Annotated in this window: 22 protein-coding genes; 9 read left to right on the forward strand and 13 right to left on the reverse strand. The window is 70.2% G+C overall.

Features of this window, described 5'->3' with window-relative positions; all coding sequences use genetic code 11:
- The first annotated feature begins 1 nt into the window (after nt 1).
- Together AC3ENQ_RS03140 and AC3ENQ_RS03145 are read left to right on the forward strand one after the other, a co-directional pair.
- The gene (locus tag AC3ENQ_RS03140; RefSeq protein WP_431801579.1) at nt 2-1,330 is read left to right on the forward strand and encodes a DUF4921 family protein; all 1,329 of its coding nucleotides are present in this window, start codon (nt 2-4) and stop codon (nt 1,328-1,330) included.
- Entirely contained in the window at nt 1,324-2,463 is a 1,140-nt protein-coding gene (locus AC3ENQ_RS03145; protein WP_431801581.1) for a class I SAM-dependent methyltransferase, read from the forward strand. Before AC3ENQ_RS03140 ends, AC3ENQ_RS03145 begins: the two co-directional genes overlap by 7 nt.
- A gap of 22 nt (nt 2,464-2,485) precedes the next feature.
- On the opposite strand, the gene AC3ENQ_RS03150 is transcribed toward AC3ENQ_RS03145, so the two are convergent.
- The 7 genes from AC3ENQ_RS03150 to nrdH form a co-directional block, all read right to left on the reverse strand.
- Nucleotides 2,486-2,872 (reverse strand): DoxX family protein, encoded by a 387-nt coding sequence (locus AC3ENQ_RS03150; RefSeq protein ID WP_431801583.1) that lies wholly within the window; start codon nt 2,870-2,872, stop codon nt 2,486-2,488.
- On the reverse strand, nt 2,872-3,282 hold the full coding sequence (locus AC3ENQ_RS03155) for a MarR family winged helix-turn-helix transcriptional regulator (RefSeq protein ID WP_431801585.1): 411 nt from the start codon (nt 3,280-3,282) through the stop codon (nt 2,872-2,874). Before AC3ENQ_RS03155 ends, AC3ENQ_RS03150 begins: the two co-directional genes overlap by 1 nt.
- 80 nt (nt 3,283-3,362) lie before the next feature.
- Entirely contained in the window at nt 3,363-3,827 is a 465-nt protein-coding gene (locus tag AC3ENQ_RS03160) for a DUF3817 domain-containing protein (protein ID WP_431801587.1), read from the reverse strand.
- 116 nt (nt 3,828-3,943) lie between these two features.
- Nucleotides 3,944-4,924, reverse strand: coding sequence for a class 1b ribonucleoside-diphosphate reductase subunit beta (gene nrdF / locus AC3ENQ_RS03165; RefSeq protein ID WP_431801589.1), 981 nt, complete (start codon nt 4,922-4,924; stop codon nt 3,944-3,946).
- Nucleotides 4,925-4,994: 70 nt separating this feature from the next.
- A complete protein-coding gene (gene nrdE / locus AC3ENQ_RS03170; RefSeq protein ID WP_431801591.1) occupies nt 4,995-7,151 on the reverse strand; it encodes a class 1b ribonucleoside-diphosphate reductase subunit alpha in 2,157 nt (718 codons plus the stop codon).
- Entirely contained in the window at nt 7,133-7,564 is a 432-nt protein-coding gene (gene nrdI / locus AC3ENQ_RS03175; protein ID WP_431801593.1) for a class Ib ribonucleoside-diphosphate reductase assembly flavoprotein NrdI, read from the reverse strand. The genes nrdE and nrdI overlap by 19 nt, the downstream gene beginning before the upstream one ends.
- A 1-nt stretch (nt 7,565) precedes the next feature.
- Nucleotides 7,566-7,799 carry a glutaredoxin-like protein NrdH gene (gene nrdH / locus AC3ENQ_RS03180; RefSeq protein ID WP_005052310.1) on the reverse strand — a complete coding sequence of 78 codons (234 nt, stop codon included), beginning with the start codon at nt 7,797-7,799 and terminating at the stop codon, nt 7,566-7,568.
- Nucleotides 7,800-8,228: 429 nt separating this feature from the next.
- Here nrdH and AC3ENQ_RS03185 point away from each other — a divergent pair, with 429 nt between their 5' ends.
- Both AC3ENQ_RS03185 and AC3ENQ_RS03190 read left to right on the forward strand, forming a co-directional pair.
- Nucleotides 8,229-9,470 carry an MFS transporter gene (locus AC3ENQ_RS03185; RefSeq protein ID WP_431801595.1) on the forward strand — a complete coding sequence of 414 codons (1,242 nt, stop codon included), beginning with the start codon at nt 8,229-8,231 and terminating at the stop codon, nt 9,468-9,470.
- 34 nt (nt 9,471-9,504) lie between these two features.
- Entirely contained in the window at nt 9,505-10,260 is a 756-nt protein-coding gene (locus AC3ENQ_RS03190) for an alpha/beta fold hydrolase (RefSeq protein WP_431801597.1), read from the forward strand.
- Nucleotides 10,261-10,270: 10 nt separating this feature from the next.
- Here AC3ENQ_RS03190 and AC3ENQ_RS03195 read toward each other — a convergent pair whose 3' ends face one another.
- A complete protein-coding gene (locus AC3ENQ_RS03195; RefSeq protein WP_431801599.1) occupies nt 10,271-10,675 on the reverse strand; it encodes a pilus assembly protein CpaE in 405 nt (134 codons plus the stop codon).
- Nucleotides 10,676-10,723: 48 nt separating this feature from the next.
- On the opposite strand from AC3ENQ_RS03195, the gene AC3ENQ_RS03200 reads away from it, so the two are divergent.
- A complete protein-coding gene (locus AC3ENQ_RS03200) occupies nt 10,724-11,887 on the forward strand; it encodes an acyl-CoA dehydrogenase family protein (RefSeq protein ID WP_431801601.1) in 1,164 nt (387 codons plus the stop codon).
- Nucleotides 11,888-12,250: 363 nt separating this feature from the next.
- On the opposite strand, the gene AC3ENQ_RS03205 is transcribed toward AC3ENQ_RS03200, so the two are convergent.
- Nucleotides 12,251-12,523, reverse strand: coding sequence for a metal-sensitive transcriptional regulator (locus AC3ENQ_RS03205; RefSeq protein ID WP_431801603.1), 273 nt, complete (start codon nt 12,521-12,523; stop codon nt 12,251-12,253).
- A 32-nt stretch (nt 12,524-12,555) separates the two neighbouring features.
- Here AC3ENQ_RS03205 and AC3ENQ_RS03210 point away from each other — a divergent pair, with 32 nt between their 5' ends.
- The 4 genes from AC3ENQ_RS03210 to AC3ENQ_RS03225 are packed head-to-tail and all read left to right on the forward strand — an operon-like array spanning nt 12,556 to nt 15,661.
- Nucleotides 12,556-13,827, forward strand: a complete 1,272-nt coding sequence (locus AC3ENQ_RS03210) for a DUF445 domain-containing protein (RefSeq protein WP_431801605.1) — start codon at nt 12,556-12,558, stop codon at nt 13,825-13,827.
- 51 nt (nt 13,828-13,878) lie between these two features.
- The gene (locus tag AC3ENQ_RS03215; RefSeq protein ID WP_431801607.1) at nt 13,879-14,226 is read left to right on the forward strand and encodes a gamma-glutamylcyclotransferase family protein; all 348 of its coding nucleotides are present in this window, start codon (nt 13,879-13,881) and stop codon (nt 14,224-14,226) included.
- The gene (locus AC3ENQ_RS03220; protein WP_431801609.1) at nt 14,223-15,197 is read left to right on the forward strand and encodes an arginase family protein; all 975 of its coding nucleotides are present in this window, start codon (nt 14,223-14,225) and stop codon (nt 15,195-15,197) included. Before AC3ENQ_RS03215 ends, AC3ENQ_RS03220 begins: the two co-directional genes overlap by 4 nt.
- Nucleotides 15,194-15,661: a SixA phosphatase family protein gene (locus tag AC3ENQ_RS03225; protein WP_431801611.1), complete on the forward strand. Its 468-nt coding sequence runs from the start codon at nt 15,194-15,196 to the stop codon at nt 15,659-15,661. The genes AC3ENQ_RS03220 and AC3ENQ_RS03225 overlap by 4 nt, the downstream gene beginning before the upstream one ends.
- Before the next feature lie 37 nt (nt 15,662-15,698).
- Here AC3ENQ_RS03225 and AC3ENQ_RS03230 read toward each other — a convergent pair whose 3' ends face one another.
- The 4 genes from AC3ENQ_RS03230 to hutH form a co-directional block, all read right to left on the reverse strand.
- The gene (locus AC3ENQ_RS03230) at nt 15,699-16,145 is read right to left on the reverse strand and encodes a hypothetical protein (RefSeq protein ID WP_431801613.1); all 447 of its coding nucleotides are present in this window, start codon (nt 16,143-16,145) and stop codon (nt 15,699-15,701) included.
- Between the two features lie 100 nt (nt 16,146-16,245).
- Entirely contained in the window at nt 16,246-17,517 is a 1,272-nt protein-coding gene (hutI, locus tag AC3ENQ_RS03235; RefSeq protein WP_431801615.1) for an imidazolonepropionase, read from the reverse strand.
- Nucleotides 17,514-19,217: a urocanate hydratase gene (hutU, locus tag AC3ENQ_RS03240; RefSeq protein ID WP_431801617.1), complete on the reverse strand. Its 1,704-nt coding sequence runs from the start codon at nt 19,215-19,217 to the stop codon at nt 17,514-17,516. Before hutU ends, hutI begins: the two co-directional genes overlap by 4 nt.
- On the reverse strand, nt 19,214-20,836 hold the full coding sequence (gene hutH, locus AC3ENQ_RS03245; RefSeq protein WP_431801618.1) for a histidine ammonia-lyase: 1,623 nt from the start codon (nt 20,834-20,836) through the stop codon (nt 19,214-19,216). Before hutH ends, hutU begins: the two co-directional genes overlap by 4 nt.
- Nucleotides 20,837-20,848 lie beyond the last annotated feature (12 nt).

Consider the following 20,848-nt stretch of genomic DNA (forward strand, 5'->3'; position numbering starts at 1 on the left):
AGTGAGTACCGGTGCACCTCCCCCGATCCGACGGCTGCCGGATGGCACCGTCAAACAGCTCGGCCCCCTCACGGGCACCCGGGTATGGACGGTTCCGGGCCGCGCGAACCGCCCGCTCGCCGCGGCGCGCACCGAGCCGCGGCACCTCGCGCCGGGCGAGTCGGACCGGCTCTGTGCGTTCTGCGTCGATCGCCAGCTCGAGACGACCCCCGAAAAGGTCCGCCTGGTCGGGCCGGATTTCACCCCCATCACCCATGTGCCGCCCGCACGGCTGCGCGACACGACCCCCGAGTTCCGGCGGTTCGGCAACCTCTTCGAGATCGTCTCGGCCGAGTATTGGCGTGAGAACCACGGCTTCCGTCAGCCGTCGACGATCGTCGAATGGGCGCGCGAATACCTGTCGACCGCCGAGGGTCGCGCGCACATCGCGGCGCTCGCCGACATCCGCGCCGCCGCCTCGGGAGTGGCGGTGTCGCTCGAGGAGGCGGCTCTCGATCTCCTCGGCGGCTCGCACGACGTCATCGTCGCCCGGAGGCACGTGCTCGACGGTGCCACGACCGACGATCAGCTCGCCTCGTCGGGCACGCTCACCCCCGACGAGCACGCCGCCTACACCGCCTTCACGGTGCGCTCCCTCGCCGAGATCCAAGCGGCACAGCCCCACGCGGCGTACGTCGCGGTGTTCCAGAACTGGCTGCGCCCGGCGGGTGCATCGTTCGAGCACCTGCACAAGCAGCTCGTCGCGATCGACGAACACGGGCCCCAGGTCGACCACGAACTGCGCCTGCTGAGCCACGACCGGCTCCTCTACCAGCATGAGATCGCCGATCTCGCGGTCGCCGAGGGGCTCGTCGTCGCGGCGACCGACGGCGCGGTCGCCTTCGCGGGCGTCGGCCACCGATATCCCACGCTCGAGGTCTACTCGACCTCGACGGCGAACCTGCCCCAAGAGCACTCGCCCGCCGGCATCCGCGCCGTCTCCGACCTCGTCCACGCGCTGCACGCCGCCACAGGCCCCCTCGTGCCGACGAACGAGGAGTGGCACTACCGCCCGCCCGGTGCCCCATGGCCGATGCCGTGGCGCATCATGCTGAAGTGGCGCGTCTCGACACCTGCCGGCTTCGAGGGCGGCACGAAGATCTACGTCAACACGATCGACCCGTGGGAGCTGCGCCGCCGCACCGTCGCCGAGCTCGAACGCCTGCAGGCCGAGGGACTCATCGCCCCCGGCATCCGCGTCGGCGACGCGTGCACGCCCGAAGACGCTCACCTGCGCTACGCCGAATCCGACGACGGCGCCGCGCCCGACGACCCGGACGGGGAATGGTGACCTTCCCCTTCGAACGCCTCCGCCGCTTCCCCGACATCGAGGGCGCGGGGCTCGTCGCATCGGATGCCGCAGATCGTCTCATCCTCGACGAGTCGGCCGCCGCACGCGCAGGCATTCGCGCGGGAGACACCGTGGTCATCAGCGACGCGTACGGCGCCCTTGCTCTCGGCGCCGCCTGGGACGCCGGGGCCGGCGACGGCGCGGAACGGATCCGCGTACATCAGGACGCGCTCACGGGCGAGCGCGCGCTCGCAGAGAACGCGGCCCGCCTCGATCTGGAGGGCCGTGTGGTCTCGCTCGCGGAGCTCGACGCCTCGCTCCTCCGGGGCGCGCGGCTCGTCCTCCTCCGCCTGCCGCGCTCGCTCGACACGCTGCGCGACATCGCCGGCCTCATCGCCGCGCACGCCGACCGCGACGTCGTCGTCTACGCCGGCGGTCGCATCAAGCACATGAGCGTCGCCATGAACGACGTGCTCGCCGAGGCGTTCGACCGTGTGGACGTCACGCACGCCCGCCAGAAGTCCCGCGTGCTCGTCGCCCGCACACCTCGCGTGGGGTGGGAGCCGGTGCCGGCGGCAGGCCGCGACGAGGGCGTCGAACTGCGCGCATTCGGCGGTACCTTCGGCGGGGCCCGGCTCGATCACGGCACCCGGCTCCTCCTTGCACACCTTCCCGCCGACCTTGCGGGAGGCGCGGCCGACGACCCGCTCGTCGACCTGGCGTGCGGCAACGGCTCCGTCGGCGCGTGGCTTGCGCTGCGGCATCCTGCCGCCGAGATCTGGTCCAGCGACCAGTCGGCATCCGCCGTCGCGTCCGCGCGGGCGACCGCCGACGCGAACGGTGTGGGCGACCGGATGCGCGTCGTGCGCGACGACCTGCTCACGCTCCGCCCCGACGCGTCGGCGTCGTTCGTCGCGCTGAACCCGCCGTTCCACTCCGGCGCCGCGGTGACCGACCAGATCGCCCCGCGGATGTTCGCCGACATCGCCCGCGTGCTCCGCCCGGGCGGTGAGCTCTGGTGCGTGTGGAACTCGCCGCTCCGCTACCGGCCCGCACTGGAGCGCATCATCGGCCCGACGCGACAGGTCGCCCGCGACGCTCGATTCACCGTGACGGTGTCGACGCGCCGCTGACGGCGGCGCCGGCGGCTGCGGATCAGTCGCCCGACGTCGACCAGACCGCCCACGCGACGAGCACCGGCTGCAGGAACAGGCGCACGAGGCGCTTCGTGTCGGTGTCGAGCCCCGGGGCGTCACGCTTCTGCTGCCACTGGTAGACGTTGCCGGGGAACACCGCGACGAAGAAGGCCGCGACGGCGAAGCCGATCCGGCGCTTCTCCTTCGGCAACAGCACGAGCCCGAGCGCGAGCATGATCTCGACGACACCCGAGGCGACGACGATCGTGTCCTTGTCGGTGCGCAGCAGCGTCGTCGCCCACGGCGGGACGACGATACGGAAGCCGCGGCGGCCCGACGGCGTGAGGTGACCGACGCCGGCAGCGCCGAGCAGGAGCGCCAGCAGCCATCGCGCGACGGCGCGCATCAGACGATCCCCGCACGGATGCCGTCGAGTGACGCGGCGACGTTCGGCAACCGCTGCGAGAGCGCCCCGTCGAGTTCGAACAGACGGTCGCGCGCCGTCTGGAGCACCAGCGCGCCCTTGGGCGTCACGTGGAGGTCGCTCGCCGCCCCGGCGTGGGCCGTCGCGTCTTCGACGAGCCCGTCGTCGACCAGCGTCCGGACGGCGGTGTGCGCGGACTGCACCGTGATGTGCGAACGGCGCGCCAGCTCGGAGAACGAGATACCCGGCTCGGCGTAGATGTGTCCGAGCAGTCCGAACTTGCGTGTCGTGATGCCAAGGTCACGCAGGATCGCCGACAGCTCGCCCTCCCACATCGCCGACACTGCGAGAAGCGCAATGACGGGGCTGAAGCGCGGGGCATCCTGACTCATGCGCCAATGCTAGTGGGGCCGCGCCGGTGTCGGAGGCGCGGCGTACCGTGATTCGGCGAGCGGCGGCACTCTGTCCCCGCTCAGCTCTTCGGCACCGGCGGTCCGATGATGAGCAGGACCGCGAAGATCGCGACGATCACGACGAGAAGGGCGAGGAAGAGCACCCACGGCCGTCGCAGCAGCCACGCGAGCGGGCGGTCGTACCAGCGCGCATCCGGGGCGTCGGAAGCAGGCTTCGTGCGCCAGGCGCCCTCGAGAAGACCGCGGCGATGCAGCCAGACCTCTGCCGGAACGGTCGCATAGGGGATGACCGCGCTCACGAGCGCCACGATCGTCGGACCGGCCTTCCACCGGTTGTTGAGCGCGACGAGCACGACCGTCGCCCCGTAGGAGAGGAAGACGAACCCGTGGATGCCTCCCCCGATCGTGACGGCCGGCGCCCACCCCGTGGTCGAGCGGACGACGAGCCCCGCGATCAGGAGCGTCCACGACACCGCCTCGGCGAAGGCGAGCGTGCGGAACAGGGTCAGCGGGGAACGGAACATACCTTCAGCATATCTGAAGGATGACGGACGCCCGTCGCCCGGGCGCCGGAAACGACGGATGCCGCGGAGGCGAACCCCCGCGGCATCCGATCGCGTCCGTCACGAAAGACGACGGCTCAGAACTCCCAGTCCTCGTCTTCGGTGGCGACGGCCTTGCCGATGACGTACGACGAGCCCGACCCCGAGAAGAAGTCGTGGTTCTCGTCCGCGTTCGGCGAGAGGGCCGACAGGATCGCCGGGTTCACGTTCGTCACGGTGGAGGGGAACATCGCCTCGTAACCGAGGTTCATGAGCGCCTTGTTCGCGTTGTAGTGCAGGAACTTCTTGACGTCCTCGGTCAGGCCGATGCCGTCGTAGAGGTCCTGCGTGTACTGGATCTCGTTGTCGTAGAGCTCGTACAGCAGCGAGAACGTGTAGTCCTTCAGCTCGTCGCGCTCGGCCTGCGAGAGCTTCTCGAGACCCTTCTGGAACTTGTACCCGATGTAGTAGCCGTGCACGGCCTCGTCGCGGATGATCAGGCGGATGATGTCGGCCGTGTTCGTCAGCTTCGCCTTCGACGACCAGTACAGCGGCAGGTAGAAGCCCGAGTAGAAGAGGAACGACTCCAGCAGGGTCGAGGCGACCTTGCGCTTGAGCGGTTCGTCGCCACGGTAGTAATCCATGACGATGTGGGCCTTCTTCTGCAGGTTCGGGTTCTCGACCGACCAGCGGAACGCGTCGTCGATCTCGGGCGTCGAGGCGAGCGTCGAGAAGATCGACGAGTAGCTCTTCGCGTGCACCGACTCCATGAACGCGATGTTCGTGTAGACGGCCTCTTCGTGCGGCGTGATCGCGTCGGGGATGAGCGACACGGCGCCCACGGTGCCCTGGATCGTGTCGAGGAGGGTCAGGCCCGTGAACACGCGCATCGTGGCGGTCTGCTCCTCGGGAGAGAGCGTCGCCCACGACTGGATGTCGTTCGACAGCGGCACCTTCTCGGGCAGCCAGAAGTTGTTCACGAGGCGGTTCCAGACCTCGAGGTCCTTCTCGTCCTGAATGCGGTTCCAGTTGATCGCCTGCACGTGGTCGACGAGCTTGAGCGGTTCGGGAGGGGTCATGATTCTTCCTCAATCACAGAGATCGGTCGTTGAGCGAGCGAAGCGAGTCGAAACGCAGAGTCGAAGCGGCTCACAGCATGCACGAGACGCACTCGGTCATGTCGGTGCCCTCGAGCGCCAGCTGGCGCAGCCGGATGTAGTAGATCGTCTTGATGCCCTTGCGCCACGCGTAGATCTGCGCCTTGTTGATGTCGCGCGTGGTGGCGGTGTCCTTGAAGAACAGCGTCAGCGACAGGCCCTGGTCGACGTGCTGAGTCGCGGCGGCGTACGTGTCGATGACCTTCTCGTAGCCGATCTCGTACGCATCCTCGTAGTACTCGAGGTTGTCGTTCGTCATGAACGGCGCCGGGTAGTAGACGCGGCCGATCTTGCCTTCCTTGCGGATCTCGATCTTCGAGGCGATCGGGTGGATCGACGACGTCGAGTTGTTGATGTACGAGATGGAGCCCGTCGGCGGCACGGCCTGCAAGTTCTGGTTGTAGATGCCGTGCTCCTGAATGGATGCCTTCAGCGCACGCCAGTCATCCTGCGTGGGGATGTGGATGCCGGCGAACAGCTCCTCCACCCGCTCCGTCTGGGGCACCCACTCCTGCTCGAGGTACTTGTCGAAGAACTCCCCCGACGCGTAGGTCGAGTCGGCGAAGCCGTCGAAGGCCGTGCCGCGCTCGATCGCGATCTGGTTCGATGCGCGGAGGGCGTGAAACAGCACGGTGTAGAAGTAGATGTTCGTGAAGTCGAGGCCCTCTTCCGACCCGTAGAACACGTGCTCGCGGGCGAGGTAGCCGTGCAGGTTCATCTGGCCGAGGCCGATCGCGTGCGAACGGTCGTTGCCGTCCTCGATGGAGCGCACGGAGCGGATGTGGCTCTGGTCGCTCACGGCGGTCAGTGCACGGATCGAGGTCTCGACGGTGCCGGCGAGGTCCTTGCCGTCCATCGCGAGCGCGATGTTCATCGACCCGAGGTTGCAGGAGATGTCCTTGCCGATCTGCTGGTACGAGAGGTCCTCGTTGTAGGTGGTCGGCGTGTTCACCTGCAGGATCTCGCTGCAGAGGTTGGACATGTTGATGCGGCCCTTGATCGGGTTCGCCTTGTTCACCGTGTCCTCGAACATGATGTACGGGTAGCCCGACTCGAACTGGATCTCGGCGAGTGTCTGGAAGAACTCGCGCGCGTTGATCTTCGTCTTCTTGATGCGCGCGTCGTCGACCATCTCGTGGTACTTCTCGGTGACGGAGATGTCGCCGAAGGGCACACCGTAGACCTTCTCCACGTCGTAGGGCGAGAAGAGGTACATGTCCTCACCCTTGCGGGCGAGCTCGAACGTGACGTCGGGAATGACGACGCCGAGCGACAGCGTCTTGATGCGGATCTTCTCGTCGGCGTTCTCGCGCTTCGTGTCGAGGAACTTCAGGATGTCGGGGTGGTGCGCCGAGAGGTACACGGCACCGGCGCCCTGACGCGCACCGAGCTGGTTGGCGTAGCTGAAGCTGTCTTCGAGCAGCTTCATGACGGGGATGATGCCCGACGACTGGTTCTCGATCTGCTTGATCGGGGCGCCCGCCTCGCGGATGTTCGAGAGGAGGAGGGCGACGCCGCCGCCGCGCTTGGAGAGCTGGAGCGCGGAGTTGATGCCGCGGGCGATCGACTCCATGTTGTCCTCGATGCGCAGCAGGAAGCAGCTCACCAGCTCGCCGCGCTGCGCCTTGCCGGTGTTGAGGAACGTGGGGGTCGCCGGCTGGAAGCGGCCGGAGATGATCTCGTCAACGAGCTGTTCGGCGAGGCGCTGGTCACCGTCGGCGAGGCCCAGGGCGGTCATGACGACGCGGTCCTCGAAGCGCTCGAGGTAGCGCTTGCCGTCGAAGGTCTTCAGCGTGTAGCTCGTGTAGTACTTGAACGCGCCGAGGAAGGTCTCGAACCGGAACTTCGCACCGTAGGCGCGGTCGTTGAGGGCCTGGATGAACTCGAACGGGTACTTCTCCAGCACCGCACCCTCGTAGTACTCCTTCTCGACGAGGTAGTCGAGGCGCTCCTTGAGGGAGTGGAAGAAGACGGTGTTCTGGTTGACGTGCTGCAGGAAGTACTCGCGCGCAGCGCGCTTGTCGGCGTCGAACTGGATCTTCCCGTCCGCACCGTAGAGGTTGAGCATCGCGTTGAGGGAGTGGTAGTCCATCCCCTCGAAACGCGTGTCCGTCTTGAACGTCGTCTCGGTCACTGCAGCTTCCACCATCGTTCCAATCCGTCGCTCACCCGGGCGACATCGTCTGGCGTGCCGAAAAGTTCGAGCCGGTACAAGTGCGGCACGGTGCACTTGCGGCTGATGATGTCGCCGGCGACGCAGAAGTGCTCGCCGAAGTTCGTGTTTCCCGCGGAGATCACTCCGCGCAGGAGGTCCCGGTGCTTCTCGACGTTGAGAAACCGGATCACCTGTTTGGGAACGGCGCCCTTCTCGACGCCGCGCCCCTGCCCTCCCCCGTACGTCGGGGTGACGAGCACGAACGGCTCGTCGACCTCGACATCGGGATCGGCAGCGGTGAGGGGGATCCGGCGGGCCGGCATCCCCAACTTCTCGATGAAGCGCGCGGTGTTCCCCGACACGCTCGAGAAGTAGACGAGCAGCGGGGCGCTCGTCAGTACCTGCATCTCAGGCCAGACGGCTCGCGAGCTCGTCGATCTTGTCGGGACGGAAGCCCGACCAGTGGTCCTCGTCGGTGACGACGACCGGCGCCTGCAGGTAGCCGAGCGACTTGACGTGCTCGAGCGCGGCAGGGTCTTCGGACAGGTCGAGGACCTCGTAATCGATGCCCTTCGAGTCCAGTGCCCGGTACGTCGCGTTGCACTGCACGCACGACGGCTTCGTGTAAACCGTGATCGCCATATCGATTGCTCCCCTCACTTCACCCAGTGATTCAGTCCCGCTGTTCCAACCCCGTGACCGGCTGTGCGCCGTCGGGAGTCCAATACTACATATGGGTGCCGACATTGGGGGGCACCACAAGGGGTAGTAGTTACATCCGTGTAGTTTTGCACCGCTCTCCCCAGGTACAACACATCTTGTCCACCGTTTCATCCACAGACCGGGCATGGATTCCGAGCCACGGAAACACCGCGATCACGGCGCTTTTCCGAACGGATGCCGGCATCCATCCACAGCGCCGACGCTACGCCGGGCCTCCGACATCGATTTGCCTGTGGATACGTCGCCTCGGCGTGTCGCGGTACACCGCCGGCGTGTCGCGCACGGCCTCGCCGATTGCCCCGGCCCGCGCGGCGGCACCGACCCTGTCGCGACCGTTACCGTAGAAGGGTGGCGGGATATCGGGACTTGCTGCGCACCCCCGGGGTCGCGCGCATCATCGCGGCACAGCTGACCGCACGCTTCCCCAACGGGATGACGAGCCTCGCGATCCTCCTGCACGTCGAGCAGCAGACCGGGTCGTACGGCGCCGCCGGGCTCGTGCTGGCCGCGGCATCCATCGGTCAGGCCACCTCCGGACCCGTCACGAGCCGGTGGATGGGCATCTGGGGCATCCGCCGCGTCATCACGCTGACGACCGCCGTGTGCGCCGCCGCGCTCGTCGTCATCGCGCTCGTGCCGATGAACGTCGTCGGCTACATGGTCTTCGGACTCCTGGCGGGACTGTCGACCCCGCCCGTCCAGTCGGCGGTCCGCACGATCTACCCGAAGCTCGTCAACGCCCGCCAGCTCACGCCGCTCTTCTCCCTCGACGCCAGCTTGCAGGAGATCATCTGGATCCTCGCGCCGGTGGTCATCACGCTCGTCGCGACGCAGATCGGCACGACGGTCGCGCTCATCCTGATCGTCGCGATCCTGGTGCTCGGCGGGGCGTGGTTCGTCCTCTCCCCCGAGGTCGGGCGCGTGCGCATCCCGCGCAGCCGCCGCGGATTCGGACGCGTGCTCGGCAAGCCTGTCGTCCTCCTCGCGACGGTCATCGGCTTCCTCCTCATCGGCGCATGCGCCGCTGTCGAGGCCGCGGTCGTCGCGACCTTCGGCCACGGCGCGGACGGCGGGCACGGCGGCCTCGAGGCGGGCCTCGTCCTCGCGGTGTTCTCCGTCGGCTCGCTCGCCGGCGGTCTCGCGTTCGGTCATCTCCCGATGGGGCCCTGGGCGATGGCGCGGCGCCTCACCGTCGTCGCGGTCGGACTCACGGCGGCGGTCTTCTTCGTCGGCGAAGTCGGCCCCGCGACGCCGTGGTGGGTGGGGGCGTGCCTCATCGTCGCGGGCATCGGCGTCGCACCGGCTCTCGCGGTGATGTTCGCGACGACCTCGGCATCCGTCAAGTTCAGCGAGACCGCCGAGGCGTACGGCTGGATCGGCACGGGGCAGCTCATCGGCGCGGCCCTCGGCTCCGCGATCGCGGGGTTCATGATCGACGGCGTCGGCCCCGTCGGTGCATACGCGGTGGCCGCGGGTTTCGCGATCGTCGGCGCACTCGTGGCGACCGTCTTCGCGAGCGGATTCCCCGACCTCCGCGGCCGCGACGCCGCCCCGATCCCCGACACCGTGCCGGTCGACGTCATCACCTGACACGCCTCACCCGCGACACTCCTAGGCTGGGATCATGCCCGCTCCCCTCACCCTCCCGCGCCTGTCGTGGGGCTCCACGACCGCGCCGCGCCGCGCACTCCTCGTCCACGGCCTCGGATCCAACGGCGCGCTGATGTGGCGCTACGGCACGTTCTTGGCGGATGCCGGGTGGCACGCGACCGCCGTCGACCTCCGCGGCCACGGCACGGCTCCGCGCGCGCTCGACTACACGATCGCCGCGTACGCCGCCGACCTCGCCCACACCGGCGCGCACGACGACGCCCCCTGGGACCTCGTCGTCGGCCACTCGCTCGGCGGAGCGGCGTCGACCGTCGCGAGCGCCGACGCCCCGGCCTGGACCCGCCGGCTCGTGCTCGTCGACCCGGCGATCCACCTCGGCGACCACGACCGCCAGGTGGTGCGCAACAGCCAGGAGCGCTCGTTCGCCGACACCTCCATCGCCGCCGTCCGCGCCGAGCACCCGACATGGCATGAGAACGACATCGAACTGAAGGCGCTCTCGGCGCAGCAGGCGAGCCGCTGGGCGGTCGAAGAGACGAACCGGCAGAACACCCCGTGGGACGTCCGCGCGGCCGCGGCCCGCCTGAGCGTCCCGACGCACGTCATCGCGAGCGACCCGAAGGTCTACTCGATCTTCAAGGGAGCGCTCGTCGACGAGGTGCGGCAGAACCCCGTCGTCACGGTCTCGGTCGTCACGGGCGCCGGCCACTCCCCGCACCGCGACCTTCCCGACGACACGATGCGACACCTCGCGGATGCGCTGGCCTGACGACGCCTGACTACGAGATGCGCCGCAAGAGCTCGAGGACGGCGAGCGCATAGGCATCCGCCGGCTCGGGATGCTCGAACGACAGGTCGGCCTCGCCGATCCGGATGTCGACGCGGTGCGCGTCGGGCAGGCGCACGAGCGCCCGGAACGCGCCGCGCAGGAGCTCGCGCAGCTGGTCCTCGCGCGGCAGCCACAGCGCGTCTTCGAGGGCGACCGAATCGAGCGCCCACTCGGTCGTGCCGTTGAAGGCGAGAATCGTGCCCGTCGGGTAGCGGCGCGGCTCGATCGTCATCTCGCTCACCGTGAAGACATCGGCCTCGAACTCCGGCTCGTCGAGCTGGAACCGGTCGCCCGAGGCGGGATGCCACACGAGCCCCGCATCGCGCAGAGCCACGGCGAGGTCGGTCGAGATCATGGCATCCATCCTGCCCCTCCCGGCGGCGCCCCGGGGCAGGATGGAGGGATGAGCGCCTTCGACCCCGCCGCGTACCTTTCCGACGATCTGCTCGAGCGCATCCGGTCGCGCGCCGCGCAGGTGGATGCCGAGAACCGCTTCCCCGACGAAGACCTCGCCGAGCTGAAGGATGCCGGCTACCTCGCGATCCTCGTCCCCGAGGAGCTCGGCGGTGCCGGGCTCGCGCTCGCCGAGGCATCCCTTCTGCAGCAGCGGCTCGCCTCTGCCTCCCCTGCGACGGCGCTCGCGATCAACATGCACCTCGTGTGGACGGGCGTCGCGAAGGTATTCTCCGACCGCGCGATCCCGGGGCTCGAGTTCGTGCAGACGGGGGCGGCGGCCGGCGAGGTGTTCGCCTTCGGGATCAGCGAGGCCGGGAACGACCTCGTCCTCTTCGGCAGCGACACCGCGGCCGTTCCCCAGGGCGATGGCTCGTACGCGTTCACGGGGACGAAGATCTTCACGTCGCTCGCCCCGGTCTGGACGCAGCTCGGCCTCCACGGACTCGACGAGACCTCGCCCGACGCCCCGAAGATGGTGTTCGCGTTCGTCCCGCGGACGGATGCCGTGATCACCCGCGACGACGGGGACACCGTCGGCATGCGCGGCACCCAGTCGCGGACGACGGAGCTCCACGGTGCCGTCGCGCCGGAAGATCGCGTGGTCCGCCGCGTCGCGCCGGGCCCGAACCCCGACCCGATCGTCTTCGGTATCTTCAGCGTCTTCGAGATCCTCCTGGCCTCGGTGTACACCGGGGTCGCGCGCCGCGCGCTCGACCTCGCGGTCGAGACGGCGAAGAAGCGCACCTCGAAGAAAACGGGTCTCGCATACAGCGACGACCCCGACATCCGCTGGCGCATCGCCGAGATGGCGCTCGCCTACGACGCCCTCCTCCCCCAGATCGCCGCGCTCGCCGCGGACGTCGACGCCGCCGCCGACCACGGGGCGCTGTGGTTCGCGAAGCTCTCGGGCCTCAAGCACCGCGCCGTCGTCGCCGCGAAGCAGATCGTCGACGAGGCGATGCTCGTCGCGGGCGGGTCGTCGTACTTCACCCGTAACGAGTTGTCGCGCCTGTACCGCGACGTCCTCGCGGGGATGTTCCACCCGTCCGATCCCGAGTCGGCGCACTCCACGGTCGCCGCGGCGTGGCTCGGGCCGGTCTCGGGCTCGTAGGCGGGGCGCAGCAACGGGCGCCATTTCCCTGCATGCTCCGGAACTCGGGCGCCACTTTGCCCCACGCTCCGGAACTCGGGCGCCGCTTCTCTGCAGGCTCCGAAACTCGGGCGCCACATTCCTGTTCGGGCGCCATTTCCCTGCACGCTCCGGAACTCGGGCGCCACATCCCTGTTCGGGCGCCACAGTTTTCTAGCGCCCGAACAGATTCCTGGCGCCCGAACCGGACGGGCGTAGCGGCGGCGCGCCCGCCACGACCGCGACCCGCCCGACCCGCAGCGAACCCGACCGCCGGCACGCCCGCAACCCACCCGACGGACGACCCACCCGACGCCCCCCCTCCGCGCGACAGGATGCCGAAACTCAGCCCGCCTCGAGGTCGTATGCCTTCAGCAGCTCGGCGACGGCCTGGTCGCGCTCGGCGCCGCCTTCGGCGAACATGTGCGCCACGTGCGTGCGCAGGTGGTTCTCGATGAGCAGCTTGTCGAGCGAGGTGAGCGCCTTCTGGATCGCGCGGGACTGCGCGATCATGTCCATGCAGTAGTCCTCGTTCTCGATCATCTTCGCGAGCCCTCGGATCTGCCCCTCGATGATGGCGGTGCGGTGCAGGGCGCGCTTCTTGATGTCGTCGATCACGCGGCAAGGATACGCCGTGCGAGACTGACGGCATGCCCCGCACGCCCACCGAACTGCTGAGCCCCGCCGACCAGGAGCGTCGTCGGTCGCTGCGGTTCATGAAGGGTGTCGCGCTCGGCGCGCTCGTCTTCATGGCGATCCTGTTCATCGTCGCGTTCGCACTGGAGCCCCGCTATCCCGCAATGGGGTACGTCCGCGCCGCCGCCGAGGGCGGCATGGTCGGCGCCTTGGCCGACTGGTTCGCGGTCACGGCGCTGTTCCGGCATCCGCTCGGCATCCCCATCCCGCACACGGCGATCATCCCGAACCGCAAAGACGAAATCGGCAAGAGCCTCGGGGAGTTCATCGAGACGAACTTCCTCGCCGGCGACGTCGTGCGCGACAAGCTCCGGTCGACGCCGATCGCCGCAACGGCGGGCGCGTGGCTGCGCGAGAGCGAGCACGCCGAGATCGTGGGGCGCGAGGCGGCGACGATGGCCTCCGGCATCCTCACCGCACTCAGCGACGACGAGGTGCAGGACCTCATCAGCGACCTCGCGCGCGAGCACTTCCTCGACCCCGAGTGGGGCCCCACCGTCGGCGGATGGCTGGGGCATGTCGTGGATGCCGGGGCGCACCGCGGCGCCGTAAATCTCGGCATCGACAGCATCGCCGCCTGGCTCGCCGCGAACCGCTCGTCGTTCTCCGGTCTCGTCTCGCGGCGCCTGCCCTCGTGGGTGCCGTCGGTCGCGATGCGCCTCGTCGACGACACGGTCTACCACGAGGCCATGAAGTTCGTCGCGGCGGTCCAGGCCGACCCCGACCATCCGGCGCGGCACGCGATCGACCGCTATCTCGAACGCCTCGCCGAGAACCTGCAGCACGATCCCGCGACGATCGCGAAGCTCGAAGACGCCAAGAGCGCCGTGTTCGACAGCCCGCGGGTGCGCGAGCTCGCCGCCGACGCCTGGAACACCGCGAAGGCGGGGCTCCTCACCGCGCTGAACGACCCCGAGAGCCCCCTGCGACACCGCCTCGGTGCGGCGCTCGTCGAGATCGGCGACCGCCTCGCGACCGACACCGCCCTGCAGGAGCGCGTCGACGGCCGCGTCGCGGATGCCGCGGTCTTCCTCGTCGACCGCTACCGCCACGACATCGCCTCGATCATCACGGACACGGTCGAGAAGTGGGATGCCGACGAGACCACCGAGAAGATCGAGCTACTGGTCGGCCGCGACCTGCAGTACATCCGCTTGAACGGCACGTTCGTCGGCGCGCTCGCGGGCCTGCTCATCTACACGATCGCGCACGCGCTCATCCGCTGAGCTGCGGCTCGCAGCCTTTCCCGCTCGAGGGGCGAGCGCTAGCGTGGAAGGGTGAGCGACGCCGCGCCCGACCAGCTGCTGTTCACCTACGGCACCCTGCAGCACGCCGAGGTGCAGCTCGACACGTTCGGGCGTCTCGTCGCGGGCGAGCCCGACAGTCTGCCCGGCTACACGGTCGACTACGCCGAGATCGAGGACCAGCGCGTCGTCGACGTCTCGGGACTCTCGGTCCACCCGATCCTCCGCGAGACCGGGAATCCGCTCGACAAGGTGACCGGCGTCGTCCTGCATGTCACGCAGGGGGAGGTGGATGCCGCCGACGAGTACGAGGTCGCCCTCTACCGGCGCATCGCGGTGACCCTGACGAGCGGTCGCACCGCGTGGGTCTACGTCGGATGACCCCTCTGTCGCACGGCGCCTCTTTGGCGCACGACCCCCTCTTGGCCCACGACCCACTCTGGCCCCGCGCGGGCTCGTGGCCGTCCGCCGACGACGCGGCGCCGGATGCCGGCCGGTGGGATGCCGTGATCCTCGGCGCCCCCGCGGCGCGCACCTCCCTCTCCCCCACCGGTGCCGACGCGACGCCCGCGGCCGTCCGCGAGGCTCTCCGCCGCTACAGCCCGACCCTTCTCGGGCCCCCGCCCGTCGATCTCGCCGAAGCCCTGCGCATCGCCGACGCGGGAGACGTCGCCGACCCCGACGGGCCGGACGGCGAGCGCCGCCTTCGGGAGCGGACGGCCGGACTCGCCGCGCGCAGCGACCTCGTCGTCGCCCTGGGCGGGGACAACTCGATCACACTCTCCGTCGCCCAGGGCGCCGGAGCCTCGGGGCTCGTCACGCTCGACGCCCACCTCGACCTGCGCGACGGCGAGTCGAACGGATCGCCGGTGCGCCGCCTCATCGAAGGCGGCCTCGATCCGGCACGCATCGTGCAGATCGGCATCGCCGACTTCGCGAACTCGGTCGCGTATGCCCAGCGGGCCGCCGATCTCGGCATCCGCGTCGTCACGCTCGACGAACTCCGCCGCCGCGGAATCGCGGATGTCGTCGCCGAGGCGCGCGAGGTGGCGGGGGCGGGTGCCGGCGCTACCGGTGGCGCGCATGCCTCCAGCATCCACCTCGACATCGATGTCGACGTCTGCGACCGCGCGGTCGCGCCGGGCTGCCCCGCGTCGGTGCCCGGAGGTTTCGCGGCGTGGGAGCTGCGTGCACTCGTCCGCGCGATCGCCGCCGACCCGCGCGTCGGCTCGGCCGACATCGTCGAGGTCGACGCGACCGCCGATGCCCCCGACGGGCGCACCGTGCGCCTTGCCGCGCTCTGCGTGCTGGAACTGCTCGCGGGGCTGTACGCGCGAAAGGAGTCTTCATGACCACGCTCGTCCTCGTGCGGCACGCGAAGAGCGATTGGGGAAGCCCCCTCCTCGCCGACCACGACCGTCCCCTCAACGCGCGCGGGCTGCGCGATGCGCCGGCGCAGGCCGAGAAGCTCGCGGCCACGGGGCTCGAGATCGACGCGCTGCTGTCGTCGACGGCGCTGCGCGCACGGACGACCGCGAGCCTCTTCGGCGCCGCGCTGGGGGTCGCGCCCGAACTCGATCCGGAGCTCTACGGCGCACCGGCGCGGCTGCTGCTCGAGACGGCCGCCGCGCGCGGCGTCGACCGGGTCCTCGTCGTCGCGCACGACCCGGGCATGACGATCCTCGCTGAGCATCTCTCCGGCGGCGGCATCGGGCACATGCCCACGTGCGCCGTCGCGACGTTCCGCTGGGAGACGGACGACTGGGATGTCGCCACCGCGACCGACCCCGATAGCTGGGCGTTCGACGCGCCCTGATCCGCGGCGCGCGCTGATCCCCGACGCGGCTCGGTTCTCACACGAGATCGTCCGGCGGAATGACCCGCACCCCGCGATCGCTGAGCAGGCACTGCGCGCGGACCGGGGTGCCGTGCGCACGGAACAGCCGGTGCAACTCGCGCGCCCAGACGCGGGTCTCGTCATCGAGACGCGCAGAGCCGCACCGCTCCCACACCAGGACGAGCGCGGCGAAGTCGAACTCCTCGTGCACGCGGGCGAAGCATTCGGCGATCGATTCCCCTGCGGTGCGGTCGTCGCCCGACTTCGCTGCGCCCGGGTAGAGCGCGTAGGGGCTGCGCGGCAGGTCATCCGAGGGCATGAGCGGCCCGCTGAGGATGTCGCGGTCGTCGAGGAACAGGATCCACAGCTGGCGCCGCACGACGGGCGCGAGGAGGACCGACAGACCGCGCTCGAGAGTGTCGTCGTCGGTGAGCGGGAGGGTGTGCAGGTCGGAAGGTGTCATGCCGGCCAGCCTGCAGGCCGATGCAGGCGCGGAGGTGCGGTTTCGCCCATCTGTGGATGGATCGCGAGGTTTCGTCGCCTGTGGAGGAGACGATGATCGCTCAGCGCGCCGGCATCCCCCCGCGATATACCGCGTGGATCAGCGGCACGCCGGGGCGGTAAGCCAGGTGGGTGCGCGTCGGCGCCTCGAGCACGATCACGTCGCCGCGCGCGCCCGGGCCGAGGTGGCCGACATCCGTTCGGCGCAGCGCGCGCGCTCCCCCGGCGGTGGCCGCCCAGACCGCTTCGGCGACGGTCATGCCCATCTCACGGACGGCGAGGGCGATCATGAGCGGCATCGAGGTGGTGAAGCTCGTGCCCGGGTTGGCGTCGCTTGCGAGGGCGACGGTGACGCCCGCGTCGATCAGGCGCCGCGCGTCGGGATACGGATGCCGCGTCGAGAACTCGACCCCCGGTAGCAGCGTCGCGACGGTGTCGCTCGCGGCGAGCGCCGCGACATCGTCATCGGAGAGATACGTGCAGTGGTCGACGGATGCCGCGCCGTGCGCGACGGCGATCCGCACGCCCTCGCCCTCGCCGAGCTGGTTGCCGTGCAGGCGCACGCCGAGGCCGGCCGCCGCGCCGGCGGCGAGGATCCGCTCGGTCTCGGCCGGGGTGAAAGCACCCGTCTCGCAGAAGACGTCGATCCATCGCGCGTGCGGGCGGACGGCGTCGAGCATCTCGCCGCAGACGAGGTCGACGTACGCGTCGCGGTCGTCGGCATACTTGGCCGGCACCACGTGCGCGCCGAGATAGGTGACTTCGCCCGTGACCTCGCGGGCGAGGCGCGCCAGACGCTCCTCGCCCGCGACCGTGAGGTCGTACCCGGTCTTGATCTCGAACGTCGTCGTGCCCTGGGCGCGCAGTTCGGCGACGAACCCGGCAAGCCGCGCGCGCAGCTCGTCCTCGGTCGCCGCGCGCGTCGCGGCGACCGTCCGCCGGATGCCGCCGGCGGCATACGGCATCCCGGCCATCCGCGCCTCGAACTCGTCCGCCCGATCCCCGCCGAACACGAGGTGGGTGTGCGCGTCGACGAACCCCGGCATGACCGCGCGCCCTCCGGCATCCACAACCTCGCTCCCCTCCCCCACCCATGACCGCGAGACTGCATCTGCGCGACCAAACAGCGGGTAGTGACCGCTGTCTCGACCTGCAGATGCAGTCTCGCGGCCGGTGGTGGGGTGAGTGGGGGTGTGGGTGAGGGTGGGGGGCGGGAGTGGGGGGAGGCGGAGGACGGCGTCGCGGATGAGGCCGGTCGGGTCGTCGGGGTCGTCGCCCGCCCCGAGGACGTTGGTCGTCAGCTCGCCGATGTTCGTGATGACGACACCGGTCACGACGCGCCCCGCTCCGCGCTCGGGGCACGCTCGCTCAGCATCGGCACCTGCAGCCCCCGCTCGCGCGCGACCTCGCGGGCGCGCTCGTACCCGGCATCCACGTGTCGCATGACACCCGTTCCCGGGTCGTTCGTCAGCACGCGCTCGAGCTTCTCGGCCGCGAGCGCCGTTCCGTCGGCGACGGTCACCTGCCCGGCGTGGATCGACCGCCCGATGCCGACGCCGCCGCCGTGGTGGATCGACACCCACGACGCCCCCGACGCGGTGTTGAGGAGCGCGTTCAGCAGCGGCCAGTCGGCGATCGCGTCCGACCCGTCGGCCATCGCCTCGGTCTCGCGGTAGGGACTCGCGACCGATCCCGCGTCGAGGTGGTCGCGGCCGATCACGATCGGGCCCTTCAGCTCGCCCGAGGCGACCATCTCGTTGAAGCGCAGGCCCGCGAGGTGGCGCTCCTTGTAGCCGAGCCAGCAGATGCGCGCCGGCAGCCCCTCGAAGTGCACGGCCTCGCCGGCCTTCTCGAGCCACCGGCCGAGGGCCGCGTCCTCGGGGAAGAGCTCGCGGACGGCGCGGTCGGTCTTCGCGATGTCCTCGGGATCGCCCGAGAGCGCGACCCAGCGGAAGGGCCCGCGCCCCTCCGCGAACAGCGGCCGGATGTACGCCGGGACGAACCCGGGGAACGCGAACGCGCGGTCGTACCCGCCGAGCTCCGCTTCGCGCCGGATCGAGTTGCCGTAGTCGAAGACCGCCGCCCCGGCATCCTGGAACCCCACCATAGCCGCGACATGCTGCGCCATCGAGGCGCGCGCACGATCGGTGAAGGAGGCGGGGTCGGATGCCGCGGCATCCTTCCACTCCGCGACGGACACGCCGATCGGGAGGTACGCCAGCGGGTCGTGCGCACTCGTCTGGTCGGTGACGATGTCGATGCGCACCGTGCCCGCGAGGTGGCGGCGGAGCACCTCGGGGAAGACCTCGGCGGCGTTCCCCACGACACCCACCGACAGCGCCTCCCCCGCCGCCTGCGCCGAGGTCACGCGCGCGAGAGCCGCGTCGAGGTCGGTCGTGTACTCGTCGAGGTAGCCGTGCGCGACGCGACGCTCGAGGCGGGACGCGTCGACGTCGACGATCAGCACCGCGCCGCCGTTGAGGGTCACCGCGAGCGGTTGCGCGCCGCCCATCCCGCCCGCCCCTGCGGTGAGGGTCAGGGTCCCGGCGAGAGAGTCGTGCCCCTCGCGGTGCGGCAGCGATCGCGCGACCGCGGCGAACGTCTCGTACGTCCCCTGGAGGATCCCCTGCGTACCGATGTAGATCCACGACCCCGCGGTCATCTGCCCGTACATCGTGAGGCCGAGCTCCTCCAGTCGGCGGAACTCGGGCCAGGTCGCCCAGTCGCCGACGAGGTTCGCGTTCGCGATCAGCACCCGCGGCGCCCACTCGTGGGTGCGGAAGACGCCGACCGGCTTCCCCGACTGCACGAGAAGCGTCTCATCGGGCTCCAGTGCGTCGAGGGTGCGGACGATCGCGTCGTACGCCTCCCACGAGCGCGCGGCACGCCCCGTGCCGCCGTAGACGACGAGATCCTCGGGGTGCTCGGCGACCTCGGGGTCGAGGTTGTTCATCAGCATGCGCTTGGCGGCTTCGGCCCCCCAGCTCTTCGCGGTGCGCTGGGCGCCGCGCGGCGCCCGAATCGGTTCCCTCATCGCCGTCCTCCTCGTGCGTCCTCCGACGCCGTCGCGGATGCCGCGGCGCACGCGATCTCCCCCGCGAGCACCAGAGCGGTCACCGTCTCGATGTTCGGGCTCACGAACCGGTCGGGACCGGGCCCGTCGACGCCGGCGGCGCGGACGAGGTCACGGACGGCCGCCGTCGCGGACGCGGGCGCGAGCGGGGCGCGGAGCTCCAGCGCGCGGCATCCCGTCACGATTTCGATCGCGAGCACGCGCGCGAGGCCGTCGACACCGCGGCGGAGCTTCCGGGCCGCTGCCCAACCCATCGAGACGTGATCCTCCTGCATCGCCGATGACGGGATCGAATCGACCGAGGCCGGCACAGCCAGGCGCTTGAGCTCGGAGACGATCCCCGCCGCGGCGTACTGCGCGATCATGAGCCCCGAATCGACCCCGACCTCGTCGGCGAGGAACGGCGGCAGCCCGTGGCTGCGGGTGCGATCGAGCGCCCGGTCGGTGCGCCGCTCCGAGATCGAGGCGACATCGGCGACCGCGATCGCGAGGAAGTCGAGGACGTACGCGACGGACGCGCCGTGGAAGTTGCCGTTGGATTCGACCCGCCCGTCGGAGGTGACGACGGGATTGTCGACCGCCGCGGCGAGCTCCCGCGCGGCGATGAGCGCGGCGTGGGCGTGGGTGTCGCGCGCGGCGCCGTGCACCTGCGGCGTGCAGCGGAGCGAGTAGGCATCCTGCACGCGCGTGCAGACGGCCGGGTCGCGGTGGCTCGCCGTGATCTCCGAGCCGGCGAGCAGAGCCCGCAGGCGCGCGGCCGAGTCGGCCTGCCCGATCTGGGGACGAAGCGCCATGAGGTCGGCGGCGAACACGGCATCCGTCCCCAGCTGGCTCTCGACCGACAGCGCCGCCGCGACGTCGGCGGTGTCGAGAAGGACCGTGAGGTCGTGGAGGGCGAGCAGGAGCATGCCCAGCATGCCGTCGGTCCCGTTGATGAGGGCGAGACCTTCCTTCTCCTCGAGGACGAGCGGCGCGATCCCGGCCTCCGCGAGGGCGAGGGATGCCGGGAGGAGCTCGCCCGAGCCGTCGCGCACGTCGCCTTCCCCGAGCGCGGCGAGCGCGACGTGCGAGAGCGGTGCGAGGTCGCCCGAGCACCCGAGCGAGCCGTACTCGCGGACGACGGGGGTGATCCCGGCGTTGAGCATCGCGGCGTAGGTGTCGACGACGACCGGTCGCACGCCCGTGTGGCCGGTCGCCAGCGTCTGCAGGCGCAGGAGCATGAGGGCGCGAACGACCTCGCGCTCGACCTCCGCGCCGGTGCCGGCGGCGTGCGAGCGGATGAGGGATGCCTGCAGCTGGCGGCGCCGTTCGGGCGCGATGAACGTCGTCGCGAGCGCGCCGAACCCCGTCGAGATGCCGTAGTGCGGCTGCGGATCGTCGGCGAGACGCTCGATGAGGGCGCGCGTCGCGGCGACCCGCTCGTGCGCGGCATCCGCGATCTCGACAGTCGCCCCGTGTCGCGCGACGGCGACGACCTCGGCGGGCGTCAGGGGACGCTCGCCCAGGCGGACGGGGGCGGTGCGGCGTGTGCGCGCAGAGTCGGACGCGGTGTCGCGTGCGGTGTCGGGAACGGTCGTCATGATCCGATTCCA

This window comes from Microbacterium sp. bgisy203 (assembly GCF_057706945.1).